This is a genomic window from Rhodococcus sp. KRD162 (assembly GCF_017168335.1).
Taxonomy (GTDB): domain Bacteria; phylum Actinomycetota; class Actinomycetes; order Mycobacteriales; family Mycobacteriaceae; genus Rhodococcoides.
Genome location: NZ_JABFAU010000005.1, coordinates 575,135 through 594,122, shown reverse-complemented (window position 1 = coordinate 594,122; position 18,988 = coordinate 575,135). Strand labels below are relative to the sequence as shown.

Genomic DNA, 18,988 nt, shown 5'->3' with positions numbered 1-18,988 from the left:
CTTCATCGATTGCAATCGTTGCGCGCGGGCACCCCGCCGAACCGATCTCCTATCCACTGATTGACTGCGTCCCCGTTCACGTCCCCGTGCCCCCACCCGGCCTGACGATCGATGGTGATCACATCTCCATACGCACACGCCCGCTCGAGAGCGGCGTCGGTCCAAGCCACGTCGATGTACGTGTCGGCGTCGCCGTACGCCACCAACATCGGTGCCGTTGTGGGCCCCGTCGGTACGGCCATCGACTTCAGGGCATCTCGCAGTGCCGCAGCGGCCTGCTGCGTTGTGGGCGCAAAGTCTTTGTCACCGAGCCGTTTCACTGCATCGTCACGAGCCCCGGCCTGGTCCGGTGTACAGCCGGTGAGCGCGGCCCAGTCCCGCGCCGCATCGCCAGTGCGGTAGTCGTCGAGATTCAGACCCGGATCTCGGCGTGACAACGACTCGAGAACCCACTGCAGCAACGGACCCTGATCCTCGGTCAACGTGCCGGCAATGGCCTTGTCCACCAACCCGACCATGTCGGCCGCCGGGGCCAGTGCCACAGCGCCCACCAGATCGAGCTCGGGTGCATAGGACTGTGCGAGCTCGTTCGCAGCCCAGGCAGCACCGCCGCCCTGCGACCCACCGAACGCAGCCCAGCGGGTCCCGACATCGGGAAAGACCGTCCGCAGCGCCCGCACGGCATCGATCACGTCGTAGCCGGCAGTGATGTTGTCCAGATAAGCATGGTTGCCGGGATGACCCAGACCCTCGTAGTCGGTGATGGCCACCGCGAATCCCGCTGTGGTGTAACCCTGCACCAGCGCCGAAGCACCGAGCAGCGAGTTGGATTCGGACGGTGCGCAGGCCTGCTCGATGCCGGTGGTTCCGTGCGCGTAGGAGATGATCGGCCAACCACCCTCGGGGGCATCCCCGGACGGGGTGAACACCGTTCCCGATACTTCCCGCTCGCCCACCCCCGGCTGCACCGAGCGATACACCACCCGCGCAGCGTTCACCCCCGAAAGCCGCACCTGGATCGGAAGATTGGGCATTGTCTCGGCGCTGACGATCGACCCACTGCCGGTTCCCGGGTCTGCGATCATCAGCGGCTCGGGATCGGACCCCCGCACCGCCGCCGATGCCGCTCGCTGTGCATCCGCGGCGAGCGGCACGACCGCGGTGCACCCCGCCAGAACAGGGAGCAGCAACAGTGCTGCGAACGCTCGATAGGTGCGAGGCATGAAACTCTCAGCCGGCCTTGAATCTACGGGCGTAGGTCAACGCGGGCTTTTCGATGAATCGATACGTCACCGTTCCGAACACGAGACTGATCGCAGTGACGACGATGACGTTTCGGAGCATCCCCAGCGGACTGTCGTCCGCCATCCATCCCCAACGCCCCACCATGATCAGAATCGGGAAATGCCACAGGTACACACTGAGCGAGATCGTGCCGACGTAGCTCAGGGGTGCCCAATCGGCACGCTCGGCGAGGGTCGATTTCTCCCCACGTGCCAGTGGAACGATGATGAACAGGATGAGCAGGGCCGAGCCGAATGCAACGGTGGAACTCTGCCAGCGCGAGTTGTCGTCGATCAACTTCAACGAGATCGCCGCCGTGGGGATCATCGCGATGGCCGTCCACCATCGCATCTTGGTGGCGATCGCGCCTTTCAGCATCCCGGTGTCGACCGCGACGAAGACCACGGCCGCGAGCATTCCGTACGTGAAGTTGTCTGCCAACGACCAGAAGCTACGACTGAGCACCGCGATCTCGTTGGGCCCCCAATCGAGCAACTTCGGATCGGTGATACCCGACGGTCCCACGAGTGAAGCGGTGTACAACTTTCCGGTGATCCCGATGACGAACATGCTCACCACGGGAATCATCGCCAGCACCGGAGCCGAGATCGACGTGCGCTTCCGGAGATAGAAGGAGATACCGGTCAGCAGCGGCAGTGCGATGTAGAACGCGAACTCCAGCGACAGTGACCACGACGGGTTGATTCCGGTTTGGAGCATGCTCGGAATGTAGGAATGCACCAGCGTCAGATTGGCCAGCAGAGTCAGCGGATCGGTGAGCATCCCGAGGCCGTTGTCGGTGAAGTGCCGCTCGGCCACGGCCGCGTTCTCCATGAACACCGCACGCATCACGAAGTTCGCGAACAGGAAGATGAAAAGATACGCCGGAAAGACACGCAGCAGGCGATGGACCGCGTAGCTGACGTTGTTCGGCATCGGCTTGCCTGCGAACAACTTTCGCACCATCGGCAGAAAGATCAGAAATCCCGAGAGTGCGAAGAAGAAGATCAGGCCCTGCCCCAGCAACCCGAGCTTGTAGGTGAGCACCGTCTGCGGTGAGTAGTGCCCACCGACGTGCACGGCGAGCACACACAGGCAGGCGAATCCGCGCGGGCCGTCGAGACCGAGAATGCGAGCGGGCCGCTTCGACTCGCTGCTCACCGGAGTCGTCGGGGCAGTTGCGGCTGCTGCGGTGCTGTCTGGTGTCGCGGTCATGGCTACCTTCTGAAGGTCACGGCGCTGGAGCTGGGCAGAAGTTGACGGCCTCGTTGCCGGCGAATCGGTCTTGGAGCCATCCGAACGCAGCAGCACCGTCGATGTCTGCGTGACCGGAATTCGGTTGAAGCACATACTGGATGGTGTCTCCATCGGCGCAGCCCGCCGCGATGGCAGCATCGGTCCACGCTTGCGAGATCAAGGTGTCCTTGCCTCCGTAGATGATCAGCATCGGTGCAGCCGCAGGTGACGTCGGCAAACTCATCTCCCGCAGGTACCCCTCGAGGACCGCGGTTGCCTGCGGCGTTGCCGGACGCAGATCGTCGTCACTGATCTGCGCAGCCAGGGCCGTGCGGTCGGCGGCGAGAACACCACCACACGCCGAGAGCTCGTCCCACCGCTCCTTCACCACTCCCCGGCGGTAGTCGTCCAGGTCCAGATCCGGATGCGATTTCGCCAACCCGACCAGAACCCACTGCAACAGCGGCTTCTGGTCTTCGGTGAGGGTTCCGTCGGCTGCCGCCGTGGCCAAACCGGTGATGTCGGCCGCGGGTACCAGACTCACCGAGCCGACCATGTCGAGACCCTCGCCGTACGAATTCGCGAGTTCGTTTGCAGCCCAGGCAGCTTGACCACCCTGGGAGCCACCGAACGAAGCCCATCGGGTGGAGGTGTTCGGCACCAGCTTTCGGGCCGCACGCACCGAATCGATCAGATTGTTGCCGACGGTGCGCGCATCGAGATAGGGATGATAGGTGCCATCGAGGCCCAGACCCTGATAGTCCGAGACTGCCACCACATGCCCCGAACGCACCAGAGCCGCAACGATCTGGGAGCTGCCGAGCAGCTCCGGATCGGTCGACGGCCCGCAATCCTCGAGCACACCGGTAGTACCGTGGCCGTACGCGATGATCGGCCAACCGCCCTCGGGGGGAGTACCTTCCGGCGCAAAGACGGTGCCCGATACTCGTTGACTCGAGCCGTCGACTCCGGACGTCGAGGTATACACCACCCGCGCGGCGATGGACGAGATGCCGCTGAGGCGTCGGTCGATGGTGAGCAACTCCTCCGCACTCTCGAGCGAGCCCGGGCCGTCATCGGAGTAATCGGCGGCCAGCGTTGGCCCGAGCGCAACAGATCGGGGGTCCACCGCGGCATCGTCGGAGGAGCACCCCGCCGATACCAGCACCAGCGCGGCCGCACCCACCGTTGCAGCTCTGCGCAGCAGCCTTTTTCGATCGTTCATCGCTTCTCCCCCATGCTGTGCTCGAGCAATTGTTCGATCTGATCGCGGTGGTCGATCGAATCCCGCGAGATTCCCCTCGCGAGCACCAACACACTGGCAAGGACGACCCCCATGCAGGCCCCCAGCAGCGCATTGCTCGTGCGCACCGGACCGGTCGGAGACCCGGGGGTAGTGGCCGCATCGACGAGCGTGAGCTCCGACGCCGGCCCGTCGGCGCCCAGATCGATCTCTCTCACCAGTTGGATCAGGTTCACTGCAACAGAATTCGCCACATCGCGAGCAACCTCGGCATCGGAGTTCACCACAGTGATCTCGATCAGTGCAGACCCGGGACTCGGCACCACGGTGATGTCCTGTTTCAGCTCGGCAGGTTCGATCGGCAGATCCTGCGAGGCGATCACCCGTCGTAACACTTGCTCTCCGGTGGCGAGCTGAACATAGGACTCGACGCGCACCAACGACCCCCGGTTACCGTCCAGCGAGTTCTTGGGCGACGGAGATCCCGGCGCGGTGACGAACACTCGCGCCGCCGCCGTATAGGACGGTTCGACGAGCGAGGTCGCCAGCCATGCGACGGCCGCGGACAGCAGTCCCGCAACGAGGATCAACACCCAGCCGGACAACAGAATGCGCCCGTAATCCTTGAGAGTCGGAACACCCGTGGGAGCGATCATCGGTTCAGCTCGCATGTGTCCACCGGGCGCTGCCCGGCGAACATCGACTTGACCCACGGCATCGACCGACTGCTGTCCAGATTGCCGTGCCCCTCGCCCGGATGCAGCTCGTACTCGATCACGTCTCCGAAATCACAGGCGCGCTGTAGTGCCTTCTCGGTCCACGACTCCAGAATCAGCTCGTCCTCGCCGCCGTACATCACCAACAGCGGAGTGGTCGAACGTTGTTTCGGCAGAGCCATTTCCGACAGGTAGCCGCGCAACCGGTCGGTTGCTTCTCGGCTCACCGGCTTCAGATCCGAGGCCTGCAGCCGAGTTTGCAGTTCCGGCACATCCAGCGAACCCGGCGGGACACATTCGAGTAGATCGTCCCAGCGCTCCTTGGCGAAACCGGACCGATAGTCGTCCAGATTCATCTCGGGATGCGAGATCGCCAGCGTGTGCAGCGCGTACATCAGCAACGGGTACTGCGCGCGGGTCATCGTTTCGTTCGCAGCTGCGTCGGCGAGCCCCGTCATATCCGATACCGGCACCATCGCGGCCGTGCCCACCAACTCGAGTCCGTCGCCGTATTCGGCGTTGCGGTCGCTTGCCGCCCACGCGGCCATCCCGCCGAGCGAGACGCCGTATGCGGCCCATCGTGAACTGAGCGTGGGCATGAAGTTGCGGGCAGCGCGTACTGCGTCGATCATGTTGTAGCCGAACGTCTTCGAGTCCAAATACGGATGATACGAACCCGCAAGACCCAAACCTTGATAGTCGGTCATCGTCACGGCGAAGCCGTTGAGCGCAAGCGCCGCGATGATCGGTGCGCTACCGAGCAAGTTGGCATACCGAGACGGCCCGCATGCCTCGAGCACACCCGTCGTGCCGTGTCCGTAGGACACGATCGGCCAACCACCCTCGGGCGCAGTGCCACCCGGGATGACGACGGTCCCCGAGACCTCCGTCGGCTCACCGGTGACCCCGGAAGTCGACCGATAGACCACGCGGGTGGCGGTCGCACCGAGCTCGGTGATGTCGACCGCGATGTCCTCGATCGGCTCGGCGGATATCAGTGAACCAGGCGCGCTGCCGCCGAAATTCGAAGCAGGAGCCGGCTCCGGGCTAGGGGCCTCGGCCGTGACCGGAGCCGTCGGTGCGCCGGGAGGCAGAACGATCGGCGGCTGCTGCGAGCACGAGACCGCCATCACCGCGGCGATCAGCACCACGCCGACCTCGGCCGCGAACCTGCCTGACATCGAAACTATCCCCTGCTCGCCGAGGAACTCGCAGTGTCGGTCTTGGCCGGCGTCGGCCTCACTGCCACGGAACTGGCCGGCGCAGCCGAATCGGCAGTAGAAGCAGAATCCGTGTCAGAGGAGGGACCGTTCGAGGAGACCTCCGACGGCGAGAATTTGCCACCGCGGAGGCGTCGGGCCGAGGGTTCGAAGGTGGTGACGACGCCCAGCACGACCCCGCTGACCCCGTCGAGCACCTTGATGGCACGCCGCAACTTCTCCCGAGTGGTGCGTCCGGTACGCGCGAGAACCACTGTGCCGTCGGCCAACGCGGTGAGGATCGCGCCGTCGGTGACCTCGAGCAGTGGTGGGGTATCGACGATGACGTATCGGTACTCACTGCGGAGAGCCTCGAGCAGTTCCTGCGCGCGGTCGGATCCGAGAAGCTCGCTGGGATTGGGGGGCACCGGACCCGAAGGAAGCACCGACACCCCGTCGAAGACATCGCGCTGGACGGCGTCCTCGGCACTGTCCTCGCCGGAGAGCACCGTCGACAGACCGCTGTTCTGCTCGATGCCAAGGCGAGTGCCCAAAGCCGCGTCGCGCAGATCGCCGCCGACCAGAAGGACGCTGTGCCCCGCCTCGGCGAGAACTGCAGAGAGATCGATTGCGGTACTGGTACGCCCTTCGGCCGCCGATGCACTGGTGACGGTGATGACACGAGGTGGAGTACCGCCGCCGAGGAAACGAATGTTGGTGCGCAGCGCGCGTAGCGGTTCACCCATCTTCGTCATCGACGCCACCGCCGATTTCGGACGCGTGGCATCGATCGGGAGCCCGCCCAGCACAGAGCGACCCGAAATGTCCTCTGCCCGAGTGCGATCCCGAATGGAGCGATCCAACAGGCCGCGCAGCAGAGCAAGTGCGATTCCGATGACGAACCCGATGGCACCGCCCAATCCCAGGACGGTCGTCAGACCGATGCCGATGGGTGAGGACGGAACATCGCCCTGGTCCACAACGGTGGCACCGGCTGCCGGATTGCCGCCACGCTGGGAGGTTTCGAGTTCCTGTACCAGCTGCGTCAGCTGACCCGCCACCGCGTTGGTCAACACCTGCGCGACCGCAGGGTCGGGATCGGTGGCACACAGATCGAGCAACACCGTCTTGTCGATGGGCGTCGCGGTGATGCGCGAACGCAGCTCGTCCGCCGACATACCCAGCTGCAGCTGGTCCACCGCGCGCTGGGCAACCTGTGTGCTGGTTGCCAATCCGGCATAGGAGTTCACGCGTTCCTGCGAGAACAGATTGTTCTGATACGCCTCACCGACCGAGCTGCCACCCTCGGTGGTGACGAACAAGCGGGCGCATGCCTGGTACTGCGGCGTCGTGAAGAACGTGTAGGCCCAGCCTCCGGCGATGCCGATGACCGTTGCGAGCGCAACGATCCACCAACCCGCGCGAAGAATCCGTCCGTACTCTCGAATCTCCACGTGTGCTCCTATCGAATGACATCGGTCAAGGGGAAAGAATAAAGCGCAGCGAACGATTCGGCACGACGTACATGTTGCGAGCGGGTGAAAGCGTGACAACATCAGAGGCTATGAGCATCACGCAACGAGTGGGTGCGGCAGCCATCGCGATTGTTCCCGTTTTCGTTACATTCGCAATGATCGTGGGCGGAACACCAGTGAAACTGGGAGCGTTCGCCCTCGTCGTGCTGGCCGTGGGAGCGTACATCGGCCTACGTCATCCGCTGTATCTGACTCGCGCTCTTGCATTTTCACTCGGGGCACTGCCGTTCGGTTATGTACCCGGCGTTCACGCCCCGTTGGTTTTCGCGTTGGGCATTGCGGTCGTTCTCGCCACCGTGATCCACCGCACAGCAGTGAGCTACATCACATGGCCTGAATTGCCGATGATTGCGCTCATCGTTCTTTCGGCATTGTCGTTGTTTGCAACCAGCGGCGCAATCGCCGATTACGTCGAGTTCGGGCAATGGCTGATATCGACTCTCGTCCTGGTCTGCCTGTTGCGGATGCCGCGCGACGAACTGGCCCTGTTCGGCCGGATCTACGTCTACGCAGCCTCGGGCGCAGCCGCGTTCGCCCTGCTCATCTTCGTGGCCGACCCCGCCGGGAAATTGATTCGCTACCTGTCGATATTCGGCTACGGCAGCGAGGAGGAAAGCACCCGATTCGTCTACAGCCCCACCGGCGCTACCACCGTTCGCCTGGCCGGAACGTACATCGACCCCAACGCGGCCGGCATCGGATTCGTGTTGGCACTGATGCTGTGCATCCTGCTGCTCCGCGGCTACCTCCGCACAGCACTTGCGGCACTGCTGTTCCTGTCGATCGTGCTGACGCTCTCACGGGCAGCGTTGTTCTCGGTGGTGTTCGGCCTCGGGCTGATGTTCCTGTTCCAGCAACTGCGCACCCGCGACCGACTCGCCATGATCGGCGCATTCGCGGCAGCATTTTTCGGAGCTCTGGCCGTACCGAGCGTGCGCAATCGTGTGTTCTCGTCGTTCGGCAGTGGAGATGCCGGCTCGAGCGCACGCGGCGATGCGCTGGTGGAATTTCCCGGCCATATGCAGGGGCACTGGATGTTCGGACTGGGCTGGGGCCGTCCGGAATTCAAAGACCCTGTGGTCGCTTTCGAGGTGAACTACGTGGCCAACACCCCGCTGCTGACCATCTACCGCGGCGGCCTGGTCGCCGGAATCGCCTTCGTGGCGGTGCTGGTCGTCATCGCCGTCGTGGGGTACACACTGCTGCGAGCCAAGCGCTGGGAGTACGGCTTCTACGGCGGCGCGATGATCGGTTTCGCCGTGGTCGCATTGCAACTCGACTTCCCCGTGGTGACCATTCCCGCCACCACGATGGCGTTTTCGGTGATGTATGCGTTTCTCGTCTACGCATGGGAAAAGTCGTCCGAAAACAAGCTCGACGACGACAACGGGACGGCTTCGAAAACGGAAAACTTGCTTTCGGCGGAAGGTTCTCGACCGGCAGTTTCATAACCATCGGAATGATTGTTGCAATTTGTACAAAAAATCGTTTGTAGTGCAACAATTCCCGCACCGGCCCGTCGAACGGCGGTACGGACCCCTGGTGGAGAGAATTGAAGATGGCTCGAATTCACAGTGGATTCCGCACAATGTTTTCGGCGGCAACAGTGTTGATCGTCGCTGCCGGACTGTCCGTCGGCGCAACCTCGATAGTCACCTCACCCGATCACCTCGTCGGCGCACAATCGCGCGCCGAAGCCACCCCGAACCCACCCGGTGTCGGCATCTCCGATGGGGGCGGTCTGCTCTGGGCGACGGATGCCGAGCTGGACACCACCGTGCAATTCGTGACCGCGATGGGCGTCAAATCCATGCGCATCGCCATCCCGTGGTCGACCGTCGAATACACCCAGGGCAACCTGAACTGGACGGACGTCGATCGTGTGGTGAACAAGCTGCACGCGGCCAACATCTCGATGCTGGGCATCATCGCCTACACCCCGCCCTGGGCCACCTCCCCGGTAGGCCAACCGATCAGTACCCGTCCGGCCTCACCCGCCGCTTTCGGCGATTTCGCAGGGCAGGTGGCAGCCAGGTACGCGGGCAAGGTCGCCGATTACGAAATCTGGAACGAGCCGAACGGGGCCACGTTCTACGCACCGCAACCCGACGCGGCCGGATACACCGACCTGCTCGAGGCCGCGTACCCGAAGATCAAAGCCGCCGATCCGTCCGCCACCGTGGTCGGCGGCGTCCTGGGCGCGGCCGAACAGGCCTGGGGAATCGTCAATCCCGTCGACTTCCTCGAACAGATGTACGCGGCCGGTGCCGCGGGATACTTCGACGCCCTGTCCTACCACCCCTACCAGTACTCACTGAAGTTCTCCGAGGGCCCGTACGTCGACCATTCACCGGCCCGGCAAGTGATGGACATGCGTGCGTCCATGGTGGCGAACGGCGATGGAAACAAGCAGATCTGGGCCACCGAGTACGGCGTCCCGACCGCCGTGGCCTCGGAAGACCAGCAGAGCGGGATGATCGCAGACTTCGTCACCAAGTGGCGCGAGCTGCCCTACACCGGGCCGATCTTTCTCTATCAGCTCCGTGACCAGCAGACCGGCAGCAACGACCCGGAGATGACCTTCGGCCTGCTCCGCACCGACTGGTCGGCCAAGCCTGCACTGTGGGCACTGATGAGCCTGCTGCAGACCAATATTCCGCGAACGGCCGAGTACAACCGTTTCGCCGCCGCACCCGATACCTTCGGATCCGTCCTCGGCCCGGTGTTCCCCATCCGCGACACCTGGGCCCAGTACCGCCAGGACGCGGTGGTGTACGAGATGCCGAACGGGTTCGTGGGAGTGCCCACCGCAGTCGCCGAGGCGGTGCGCTACACGGGATTCCTTCCGACGACGCCCTTCAACGGCACCTACCAGGACTTCGACAGCCCCTATGGTCTTCGCGTGTTCTCCACCGCGATCGGCGGCACCCACAACATCGGCGGAGGCATCTTCAGTGCCTGGGATCCCACCCTCGGCCCGGCAACCAGCGACGAGATACCGCAGTACGGCGGCGGCGTGCGGGTGACATTTCAGTACGGTGCCATCACATGGGCTCCCTGGGTCGGAGCCACCGTCACCCGCTGAATTCACTCGCCATTGTTCGAGATTCAACCATTGTGCGCGTCGCCGATTTCGGTTCGAAGCTGCCCGTTTCTCGAAGCAAACATTTCGGCTACGTTAAATCTCGGCAAAGGGCGAGTTTCCACTTTTCGCTAATGTGCTTCGCCTTGTGAACAACCTCACTTTGGGCTTTCCATTTCTCGTGGAAAGCGATATTCATATACAGCGAATGAATGACTTTTCGTGGCAGGATCATGTCAGTCGTTCGCACGTCTCGTCGGGGGACACCGAGTAGTCGACGCTCCACGTGCACCGAAGCACCTGGAGCCGAATCGGAGTGCGAGATGGCCCCCACAGCTCTATTCGAGTGCGGTTCGAGACGATGGGTAGCCCATGAAGAACAATAGTCATCTGCCACAGCATCTTTCGGCATGCCAACACCGGGCGAACACATGACGAGTCATGACGGCGTACGCGTAGCCATTGCGCATGACTACCTGACCCAACGCGGCGGTGCCGAGAAGGTCGTGCTGGCCATGGCGCGAGCGTTCCCCGACGCGCCCATCTACACCACACTCTTCGAGCCGAGCACGACGTTTCCCGAGTTCGCGAACCTGGACGTCCGGCCATCCGCGTTGAACCGAATCGGATTTCTGCGCAAGAACCACCGCGCCGCGCTCCCGCTCCTACCGTTCGCCTCGTCCTCGATCGAGATCGACGCGGACGTCGTGCTCACCAGCACCAGCGGCTGGGCGCACGGCTTCCGCACGTCCGGACGCACACTCGTCTACTGCTATTCACCCGCGCGATGGTTGTACGAATCTCAGATGTACCTGGGGCAATCACGAAGTCTCCTCAAACGCGTTGCACTCGCAGTACTTTCGTATCCGCTACGCATATGGGATCGCAGAGCCGCCTTGTCGGCCGATCGCTATCTGGCCATCTCCACCGTGGTGCAACAGCGCATCACCGACGCCTACGGCATCACATCCACCGTGCTGCCTGCACCGTTCACCGTCGAGGCCGCCCCCGAGGAACCGATACCCGAGGTTCAGGCGTGGCTCGGTGATTCCGGTTACTACCTGTGCATTTCGCGTCTGCTGCCGTACAAGAACGTCGACAAGGTGATGGCTGCATTCGCCGGAACCGATCGCAAGCTGATAGTGGTCGGCCGCGGTCCCGAGGCCGATCGACTACGAAAGCTCAAGTCCGACAACGTACTCATGCTCAGCGATCTGAGTTCGGGTCAAATCACCTGGCTCTACCAGGGCTGTAACGGTTTGGTCGCCGCGAGCTATGAAGATTACGGATTGACCCCCATCGAAGCGGGTTACCACGGCAAACCCAGTGCCGTACTGCGCTGGGGAGGATTCCTCGACACCGTCGACGAGGGCGTTACCGGAGTGTATTTCGATCAGCCGCAACCAGATTCGATCCGCGAAGCGGTCGGCGCACTGGAGCGAACTCACTGGGAACCGTCGAAGATCCAGAACCATGTGGAGCAGTTCAGCGAAGAACGCTTTGCTGCCGAGTTGTACGCCGCAGTAACAGACATTCATGCAGGACGTATCGAGAGGACAGCGTCGCGATGACCAAGCGCGCACTGATCACCGGCATCACCGGGCAGGACGGCCTCTACTTGGCCGAGCTGCTACTGAGCAAGGGTTACAAGGTCTTCGGTCTCCTTCGTGGACAGAACAATCCGAAGGCAGCCATGATCGAGCAGGTGCTGCCCCAGGTGGAGGTGTTACACGGTGACCTGCTCGACCTGTCGGCACTGATGCGCGCCTTCGCCGTCGCCGACCCCGACGAGGTGTACAACCTCGGGGCCGTCTCGTTCGTGGCGTACTCCTGGGAGAATGCGCGCCTGACCACCGATGTCACCGGCGGTGGCGTGCTGAACATGCTCGAGTCCACCCGGCTCTACGAGCAGGTGGCAGGCAAGCAGGTGCGCTTCTACCAAGCCTCGAGCTCGGAGATGTTCGGCAAGGTCCAGCAAGTTCCCCAGCGCGAGGAGACCCTGCTGTGGCCCCGCTCGCCGTACGGGGTCGCAAAGGTCTACGGGCACTACATGACCATCAACTACCGCGAGTCCTACGGCATGCACGCCAGCTCCGGCATTCTGTTCAACCATGAATCACCGCGACGTGGACCGGAATTCGTTACACGCAAGGTCTCCCAGGCCGTTGCCCGAATCGCTCTGGGGTTGCAGAGCGAGATTTCGCTGGGCAACCTCGATGCCAAACGCGACTGGGGCTTCGCAGGCGACTACGTAGAAGCGATGTACCTGATGCTGCAGCAGGACGAGGCCGACGACTACGTCATCTCCACCGGCGAGACCCATTCGATTCGTGAGCTGCTCGATCATGCTTTCGCGGCAGTTGACATCGACGACTGGGAGCCCTACGTCAAGATCGACCCCCGCTTCTTCCGGCCCGCCGAGGTGGATCTGCTCGTCGGTGATTCCGCCAAGGCCCACGCAGCACTCGGTTGGAAGCCGAAAGTCAGTTTTCCCGAGCTGGTTTCGATGATGGTGCAGAACGATCTCGCCGAACTGTCACCCGACACGGCTGCAATAGCATGAACACCGGGCAGCGCCCGACCGCACTGATCACCGGAGTTGCCGGACAGGACGGCGGCTACCTCGCCGAGCTCCTGCTCGAACGAGGCTGGGCCCTTCACGGTGTAGCCAAACCGGGCGGACACGACGCCACGGTCGACGGCCACGTCCAACAACACGGCGTCGATATCAGCGAGCCTGGCGTCGCGCAGGTTCTGATTCGCGAGATAGAGCCCGATTACGTCTTTCATCTCGCAGGTATCTCGTCGGTATGGCGCTCCTGGTGCGACCCGGTGCTCACCACCCAGGTCAACGGGCTCTCGGCCGCGGCACTTCTCGATGCCTGCTTCATTCAGCAGGAGGCATCGGGCAAACGCATCGTGGTGGTCAACGCATCGAGTGCCGAGATCTTCGCGGGCTCCGGAGTCTCTCTGCAGAACGAGGAGACCCAGATTGCGCCGACCTCACCGTACGGCGTGTCGAAGGCACTGAGTCACAATATGGTTCAGGTATATCGAGCTCGCGGACTCGAAGCCACCAACGCCATCCTGTTCAACCACGAGTCTCCCCGCCGTCCGGAGACCTTCGTGACGCGCAAGATCACCAAGGCGGCCGTCGCGATCAGCCGCGGCACCCTCGACGCCCTCGAACTCGGAAACCTCACCTCGGTACGCGACTGGGGCTGGGCACCGGACTACGTGGATGCGATGGCGGCGATGGCCGACTACGGCAAGGGCGAGGATTTCGTCGTCGCCACCGGCCAGGCTCACAGCGTCGCGGACTTCGTGGCCGCTGCGTTCGCAGCCGTGGGTATCGAGAACTGGCGCGACTACGTTCGCACGGATTCCGAGATGCTCAGGCCCACCGACTCGGCAAGAATGGTCGGCGACGCGACCAAGGCCCGGGATCTCCTGGGCTGGGCACCGACCAAGGATTTCGATCGCATCGTCGAGGCGATGGTCGAATTCGACATGACCGAGGAGATGGCAGCATGACTGCGGTGGAAAAGCCTGTGGGAGAATCCAAGCCCGAGCTCTACGACGTGTCCGACTACAAGATGCAGGACATCACGTTCAAGCGGAAGCTGCGCAACCGCGTCGGCACACTCGGCTTCAACATGATCGTCACCTACATTCCCTCACATTGGATTCGGCAGACCTTCCTGCGCGCGTTCGGCGCGACGATCGGCAAGGACGTCTCGATCTTCCGCGGCACCACCATCCTCGATCCAGAGGGACTCACCATCGGCGACGCCTGCTCCATCGGATTCCGCTGCATGCTCGACGCCCGCGGAGGCATCACCATCGGTAGCAACGTCGTCATCGCCAGCGACACCCACATCATCGGCGGCTACCACGATCACAACTCGCCGGAGTTCACCCCCATCCTCGAACCCTGCGTCATCGGCGACTATGTGTGGATCGCCAGTCGCAGCACCCTTCTCAGCGGGGTCACCCTCGGCCGCGGTGCCGTCGTCGGCGGATGCTCGATGGTGCGCGGAGACGTCGGCGAACTCGAAGTTGTCGCCGGAGTGCCCGCCAAGGTCCGTGCCATGCGAGACCCCGCGGCATTGGCCTACCGTCCGAAGTATCGGCCGCTCTTCTACTGATGATCCTGCGCGACTGCCGACTCGTCTACATCGCCCCCCGATCCGGTGAGGGCGGTGTAGGCGATTATGCCGACGACTTCGCCGCTGCCGTTCGGCCGCACTTCGCCGAGGTGATCGAGTACCGCCACGACGGCCCCGGGTCGCACTCGATACGCGATATCCTGCGGCACCGCAGAGCAATTCAGGATCTGGTGGACGTCGATCCGGAACGAGTGATCGTGCACTGCGAACTCAGCGGTGGCTCGGTGATGCCGTTCTGGGCGACTGCCCGGCTCACCGGCAACCCGCAGGTGACCGCGACCGTACACGACCCACCCGGCATCGTCTGGTGGCCGGCACGCACCAAGTTCCTGGCCGGCAACAAGGTTCTCAACCACGGCCTGCACTACCCGCTTCGAGCGGCGTGGCGTCGGCTCGAACGCTGGGTTGTCGGGCGTCGAACATTGTTCGCTCTCACCCGCTCCGGCACTGACTCCCTCGAGCGCAGCTACCCGGCCGCGACGGCAGAAGCCGTGATGCACTTCGTCCCCGAACGCCCCGACATCGCCCCAGCCGAGGATCGGCCGATGGCCGTGGGAATGTTCGGATTCGTCTATCGCGGAAAAGGATTCGATCAGCTTCGACAGCTTCGAGACCGACTCCCCCGCGACATCGCCATCCGCATCGCCGGCCGCGGAACCGAACTGCTCGACCCGGTCGACGGAGTGGAGATACTCGGCGAAGTGAACGGCCCGGACGAGGACGCCTTCTTCGCCTCCATCCGCGCCCTCGTGGTGCCCTACGGCAAACGATCCATCTACGGGGACGCGTTCCCGGCATCCGGTTCGGTGAGCCGCGCCATCGCTTACCAAACCCCGGTCGTCTGCCTCGAAGAAGGCGCACTGTCCGAAACCGACGGCGGCGCACTGGTAGTCAGCGGAGGAACCGACGAGATCGCCGACGCCACTGCCGACCTCGTCACCGACCGAGCCGCACTGACCCGACTGCGACGCGAGGTGGAGACGCTGCGGCGCGCCAACTCACCCGATCTGGTCGCCGAGAACTTCGTGGCGGTGTGGTCGAAATGATGCGGCGGTCTACATGAACGGCAATATGCTCAAGGCCGGAATCGCGGCCCTGTGGACCTACGGCGGGCGAGGCATCGGCCTGCTGTGGACCATCGCGCTGATCGCCAAACTCGGCATCGGTGACTACGGCCAATACGCGATGGGCTTTGCGCTCGCCGCCATCATCGCCGCCCCACTCGATCATCCGTTCACTGTGCGCTCCATCCGCGTGAGCGAACGAGAGTTTCTGAGCGAACGCACCACTCGCGTCCTGGCCGGCAGCGCGCTGATCGTCGGCGGACTGTGCCTGGTGCAGGTCAGCTACATCGCCTGGTTCGCCCTCGTCGTCGGCGGCGGCGAGTTGGTGTTCAACGCCTACAAGAGCCGCGCCCTGCGCGACGGCCGCCCCGATCTCACCCAGCGCTTGGACACGAGCCGGCAAGCGACGTCCATCGCGCTGGCGACGGCCTACCTGTTCGTCGTTCCCGATCCGTCACTGACGGTGGCGAGCCTGCTCTATGCCGCGCCGTACTTCGTCATTGCCGTACTGGCCGCGTTGCAGACCCGAGTCGCGGCTCCGCGCCTGCCCGGATCCTGGCGCGAGATATCGATGCTGTTCTCGGAGAACCTCGCCAACGCGGTCTACATCCAGGGCGACGTGCTGCTACTCGGATTCCTCACCGATTCCACCATTGCCGGCTACTACTCCGTGGCCGCAGTGACCGCCTGGGCAGTGGCATTCATCGGCCAGGCCTTCGGCAACACGTTCCACGAAAAGCTGCGTGCAGCATCCGGACTGGTGAGCGCAGGCCCGGCGTTGAAGCACACTGCACTACTCGGCGGCGCCGCCGGCTCCCTTCTTCTGGTGGCCGGTCTGGTGCTGTTCTTCACCCCTGCATCCCCGCAGATCGCCGGTGCGCTGGTGGTGATGTCGTTGTTCGTGGTGATGCGCGTGATGAACCACGTGTTCACCACCGTGCTCTACCTGCAGCGCCGCGATCGCACCCGAGTGATGGCGGCAGCCACACTGGCTCCACTGAAAATGCTGCTCGTTCTGTGCCTGTTCCCCCTCGGTGCCGTCGGCGCCGCGGTGGCGTCGGTGATCACCGACGCCGTTCTGCTCGTGTGGTTCATGCGCGCCCTGTATCGCGCTGCGCCAACACAAGACTTGGTGAAAGGAGAGGTGCGGCAATGAGACGTGCAACATTTCTGCTGTCCAAGGACCCCGTGACCGAACACGGCGGCGACATCGCGCTCTCGCGCCTGATGATGCAACTCGCCCGGGAGGCATTCGAGGTCCGCTCGATCTGCCTGTCGAAGGAGACCGAGAAAACCCCCGATGTGGTACGCGTCCCCAAGCCGAAGGTCGATACGCAGCTGTTGCTGAAGTCGATCCGACCCACTCGATCGGTGGTGCACGGACGCTACGACGTCGACGCCTTCCGCGAGGCCATCGACGCGTCCACCTCGGATGTGTATGTGGCCGAACACAGTTACATGGCCGAGTCGTTTCTGCGCTCGACCAAACTCGGGTCACCGTTCGCGATCAACACCGTCAACACCGAGTCGCAGGTGTGGAAGGTGACCCGCGGGTTGATCGGCCGCATCGAGGCTCCACGCATCCTGCGCGACGAGATTCGCGTCGCACTCGCGGCGGACGCCGTCGGAACATACGACGCCGACGAGGCACAGATGTACCGAGACAACGGTGTTCGCGATGCCCGGTGGATCGACCTCACTCTCGAACCCGCACCACAGCTCGACCTCACCGAGACCGCGAAGCGACTGGTGTTCATGGGTACGCGTGACTGGCCACCGAACCAGGAAGCGTTCAAGATCGCGCTGGAATATTGGCCTGCCATCTCCGCGGGCATCGACGGTGCCGAACTGTGCATCATCGGCGCGAAAGCTCCCGGAGCCAAGGACCCGGTCTACCCCGCGGGCGTACGAGACCTGGGCTTCGTCGACGACCTACAGGAATTTCTCGGCACCTGCCGCGCACTGATCGCGCCCGTCGCCACCGGCGGCGGGGTACGCGTGAAGATCCTCGACGCCGCCAGCAAGGGCCTTCCGGTGGTCGGAACCTCGGCAGCCGTCGGGTCACTCGACTCGATCTTCGAGCTACCGACGTTCGACGACAAGGAGCAGTTCGTCGCCGAATGCCGCCGCTACCTCCTCGACCGCACCGCCGCGGTGAAGGCCGGTAACCGCATCTACGAACTGAACTCCGCACGCTGGCACGATCGTGTACCCCACACCACCGTCGAAGCACTGATCAGCGCCCCTCTGACGAAACCATAGGATGATCGCCATGACCCTGCGCTCCCGTTTGCTCACCGTCGCCGCGGCCGCCACCATCGCACTGGGCGTCTCGGCACCCATCGCCCAGGCATCGCCCACGGACGAACTCGGGTTCACCGGTGGCGCAGCGTTCCTCACACTCGACGACGCCACGCTGAACAACGAACTCGGTGCCGGACGCGAGATCGGTGCTTCCTGGGTGCGGGTGGTCGTCAACTGGGCTTCCATCGAGACGACACCGGGAGTGTTCGACTGGGGCAACACCGATCGCGTGATCAATGCCGCTAGGGCGCAGGGCTATTCGGTACTCGCTGTGCTGGGCGGAACTCCGGGGTGGGCACAGGGCGGAATCGCCTCCCCACTTCCCGGCGCAGTTCCCCTGGACGCCGGGACGTTCGGAACGTTCGCCGGAGCAGCCGCCGCCCATCTCGGCGATCGCGTCGACAGCTACGAGGTGTGGAACGAGCCGAACATCCCGACGTTCTTCGCGCCCGTCGACGCCGTCCGGTACACGAGCCTGCTGCGCGCCGCCTACCCCGCGATCCACAACGCCGACCCCGGAGCCACCGTGCTCAGCGCAGGCTTGGCGACGACCATGAACGTCGGTGCCTGGACCGTCGCACCGGTGACCTTCTTGCAGCAGATGTATGCCGCTGGAGCCGGCGGCTTCGTGGACGCCGTCGCCCTGCATCCCTACACCTTCCCCTTCACTGTGGAGAACGATCCCAACGGCCAATGGGCGCAGGTGGATCAGGCCTACGGCACGATGGTGGCCAACGGCGACGGCGGCAAGAAGATCTGGATCACCGAACTCGGTGCACCCACCGGCAACAGTCCGATGGCCGTCACCGAGGACGCGCAGGCCGCCATCATCGGCTCCAGCCTGAGCAAGGCGTCGTCACTGCCCTACATCGGCCCGGTGTTCGTGCACTCCCTGCGCGACTCGGGACTCGACCCCGCCGATGCGGAACAGAACTACGGACTGCTGCGCTTCGACTTCAGCCACAAGCCCGCATTCGATGTGGTGCGGGGTTCGTGAATCGCTGAAGGGTTCGGATTCGGGACCTCACACCCTTTTTCCCAACCGCGCTCCCGAGTTCAACTCATAGGCAGGGCGCGCACCGTGCAGCAGGGGTGTGAGGTTACTCAGCCTCGGGGCGGTCCGGCGAGCGCACCTCACGGTTCACGATCGCTATCC

16 protein-coding genes are annotated in these 18,988 nt (G+C 63.7%); 10 read left to right on the top strand and 6 right to left on the bottom strand.

Annotation, left to right across the window (positions count from 1 at the left end; all coding sequences use genetic code 11):
- Positions 1-2: 2 nt before the first annotated feature.
- From J1M87_RS11210 to J1M87_RS11185, 6 genes are read right to left on the bottom strand one after another with little or no spacing between them, the layout of a single operon-like run.
- Complete coding sequence (locus tag J1M87_RS11210) at positions 3-1,223, bottom strand: lipase family protein (RefSeq protein WP_206489593.1); 1,221 nt, start codon at positions 1,221-1,223, stop codon at positions 3-5.
- Positions 1,224-1,230: 7 nt separating this feature from the next.
- A complete protein-coding gene (locus J1M87_RS11205) occupies positions 1,231-2,499 on the bottom strand; it encodes an acyltransferase (RefSeq protein WP_206489592.1) in 1,269 nt (422 codons plus the stop codon).
- Between the two features lie 16 nt (positions 2,500-2,515).
- On the bottom strand, positions 2,516-3,745 hold the full coding sequence (locus J1M87_RS11200) for a lipase family protein (RefSeq protein WP_206489591.1): 1,230 nt from the start codon (positions 3,743-3,745) through the stop codon (positions 2,516-2,518).
- Positions 3,742-4,419 carry a YveK family protein gene (locus tag J1M87_RS11195; protein WP_206489590.1) on the bottom strand — a complete coding sequence of 226 codons (678 nt, stop codon included), beginning with the start codon at positions 4,417-4,419 and terminating at the stop codon, positions 3,742-3,744. The genes J1M87_RS11200 and J1M87_RS11195 overlap by 4 nt, the downstream gene beginning before the upstream one ends.
- The gene (locus J1M87_RS11190) at positions 4,416-5,660 is read right to left on the bottom strand and encodes a lipase family protein (RefSeq protein ID WP_206489589.1); all 1,245 of its coding nucleotides are present in this window, start codon (positions 5,658-5,660) and stop codon (positions 4,416-4,418) included. The genes J1M87_RS11195 and J1M87_RS11190 overlap by 4 nt, the downstream gene beginning before the upstream one ends.
- Positions 5,661-5,665: 5 nt before the next feature.
- Positions 5,666-7,132: a polysaccharide biosynthesis tyrosine autokinase gene (locus J1M87_RS11185; protein ID WP_206489588.1), complete on the bottom strand. Its 1,467-nt coding sequence runs from the start codon at positions 7,130-7,132 to the stop codon at positions 5,666-5,668.
- A gap of 110 nt (positions 7,133-7,242) precedes the next feature.
- On the opposite strand from J1M87_RS11185, the gene J1M87_RS11180 reads away from it, so the two are divergent.
- The 10 genes from J1M87_RS11180 to J1M87_RS11135 all read left to right on the top strand — a co-directional run bounded on the left by J1M87_RS11180 (position 7,243) and on the right by J1M87_RS11135 (position 18,829).
- Positions 7,243-8,664, top strand: a complete 1,422-nt coding sequence (locus J1M87_RS11180; RefSeq protein ID WP_241256648.1) for an O-antigen ligase domain-containing protein — start codon at positions 7,243-7,245, stop codon at positions 8,662-8,664.
- Positions 8,665-8,771: 107 nt separating this feature from the next.
- Positions 8,772-10,298 (top strand): cellulase family glycosylhydrolase, encoded by a 1,527-nt coding sequence (locus J1M87_RS11175; RefSeq protein WP_241256647.1) that lies wholly within the window; start codon positions 8,772-8,774, stop codon positions 10,296-10,298.
- Positions 10,299-10,705: 407 nt separating this feature from the next.
- A complete protein-coding gene (locus J1M87_RS11170) occupies positions 10,706-11,866 on the top strand; it encodes a glycosyltransferase (RefSeq protein WP_241256646.1) in 1,161 nt (386 codons plus the stop codon).
- The gene (locus J1M87_RS11165; RefSeq protein WP_206489587.1) at positions 11,863-12,858 is read left to right on the top strand and encodes a GDP-mannose 4,6-dehydratase; all 996 of its coding nucleotides are present in this window, start codon (positions 11,863-11,865) and stop codon (positions 12,856-12,858) included. The genes J1M87_RS11170 and J1M87_RS11165 overlap by 4 nt, the downstream gene beginning before the upstream one ends.
- Entirely contained in the window at positions 12,855-13,829 is a 975-nt protein-coding gene (locus tag J1M87_RS11160; RefSeq protein ID WP_206489586.1) for a GDP-mannose 4,6-dehydratase, read from the top strand. The genes J1M87_RS11165 and J1M87_RS11160 overlap by 4 nt, the downstream gene beginning before the upstream one ends.
- Positions 13,826-14,443: an acyltransferase gene (locus J1M87_RS11155; RefSeq protein WP_206489585.1), complete on the top strand. Its 618-nt coding sequence runs from the start codon at positions 13,826-13,828 to the stop codon at positions 14,441-14,443. The genes J1M87_RS11160 and J1M87_RS11155 overlap by 4 nt, the downstream gene beginning before the upstream one ends.
- Positions 14,443-15,510, top strand: a complete 1,068-nt coding sequence (locus J1M87_RS11150) for a glycosyltransferase (protein ID WP_241256645.1) — start codon at positions 14,443-14,445, stop codon at positions 15,508-15,510. Before J1M87_RS11155 ends, J1M87_RS11150 begins: the two co-directional genes overlap by 1 nt.
- A 13-nt stretch (positions 15,511-15,523) precedes the next feature.
- The gene (locus J1M87_RS11145) at positions 15,524-16,684 is read left to right on the top strand and encodes a lipopolysaccharide biosynthesis protein (RefSeq protein WP_206489584.1); all 1,161 of its coding nucleotides are present in this window, start codon (positions 15,524-15,526) and stop codon (positions 16,682-16,684) included.
- Positions 16,681-17,790: a glycosyltransferase gene (locus tag J1M87_RS11140; RefSeq protein WP_206489583.1), complete on the top strand. Its 1,110-nt coding sequence runs from the start codon at positions 16,681-16,683 to the stop codon at positions 17,788-17,790. The genes J1M87_RS11145 and J1M87_RS11140 overlap by 4 nt, the downstream gene beginning before the upstream one ends.
- 10 nt (positions 17,791-17,800) lie before the next feature.
- Positions 17,801-18,829 carry a hypothetical protein gene (locus tag J1M87_RS11135; protein WP_206489582.1) on the top strand — a complete coding sequence of 343 codons (1,029 nt, stop codon included), beginning with the start codon at positions 17,801-17,803 and terminating at the stop codon, positions 18,827-18,829.
- The last annotated feature ends 159 nt before the right edge of the window (positions 18,830-18,988 follow it).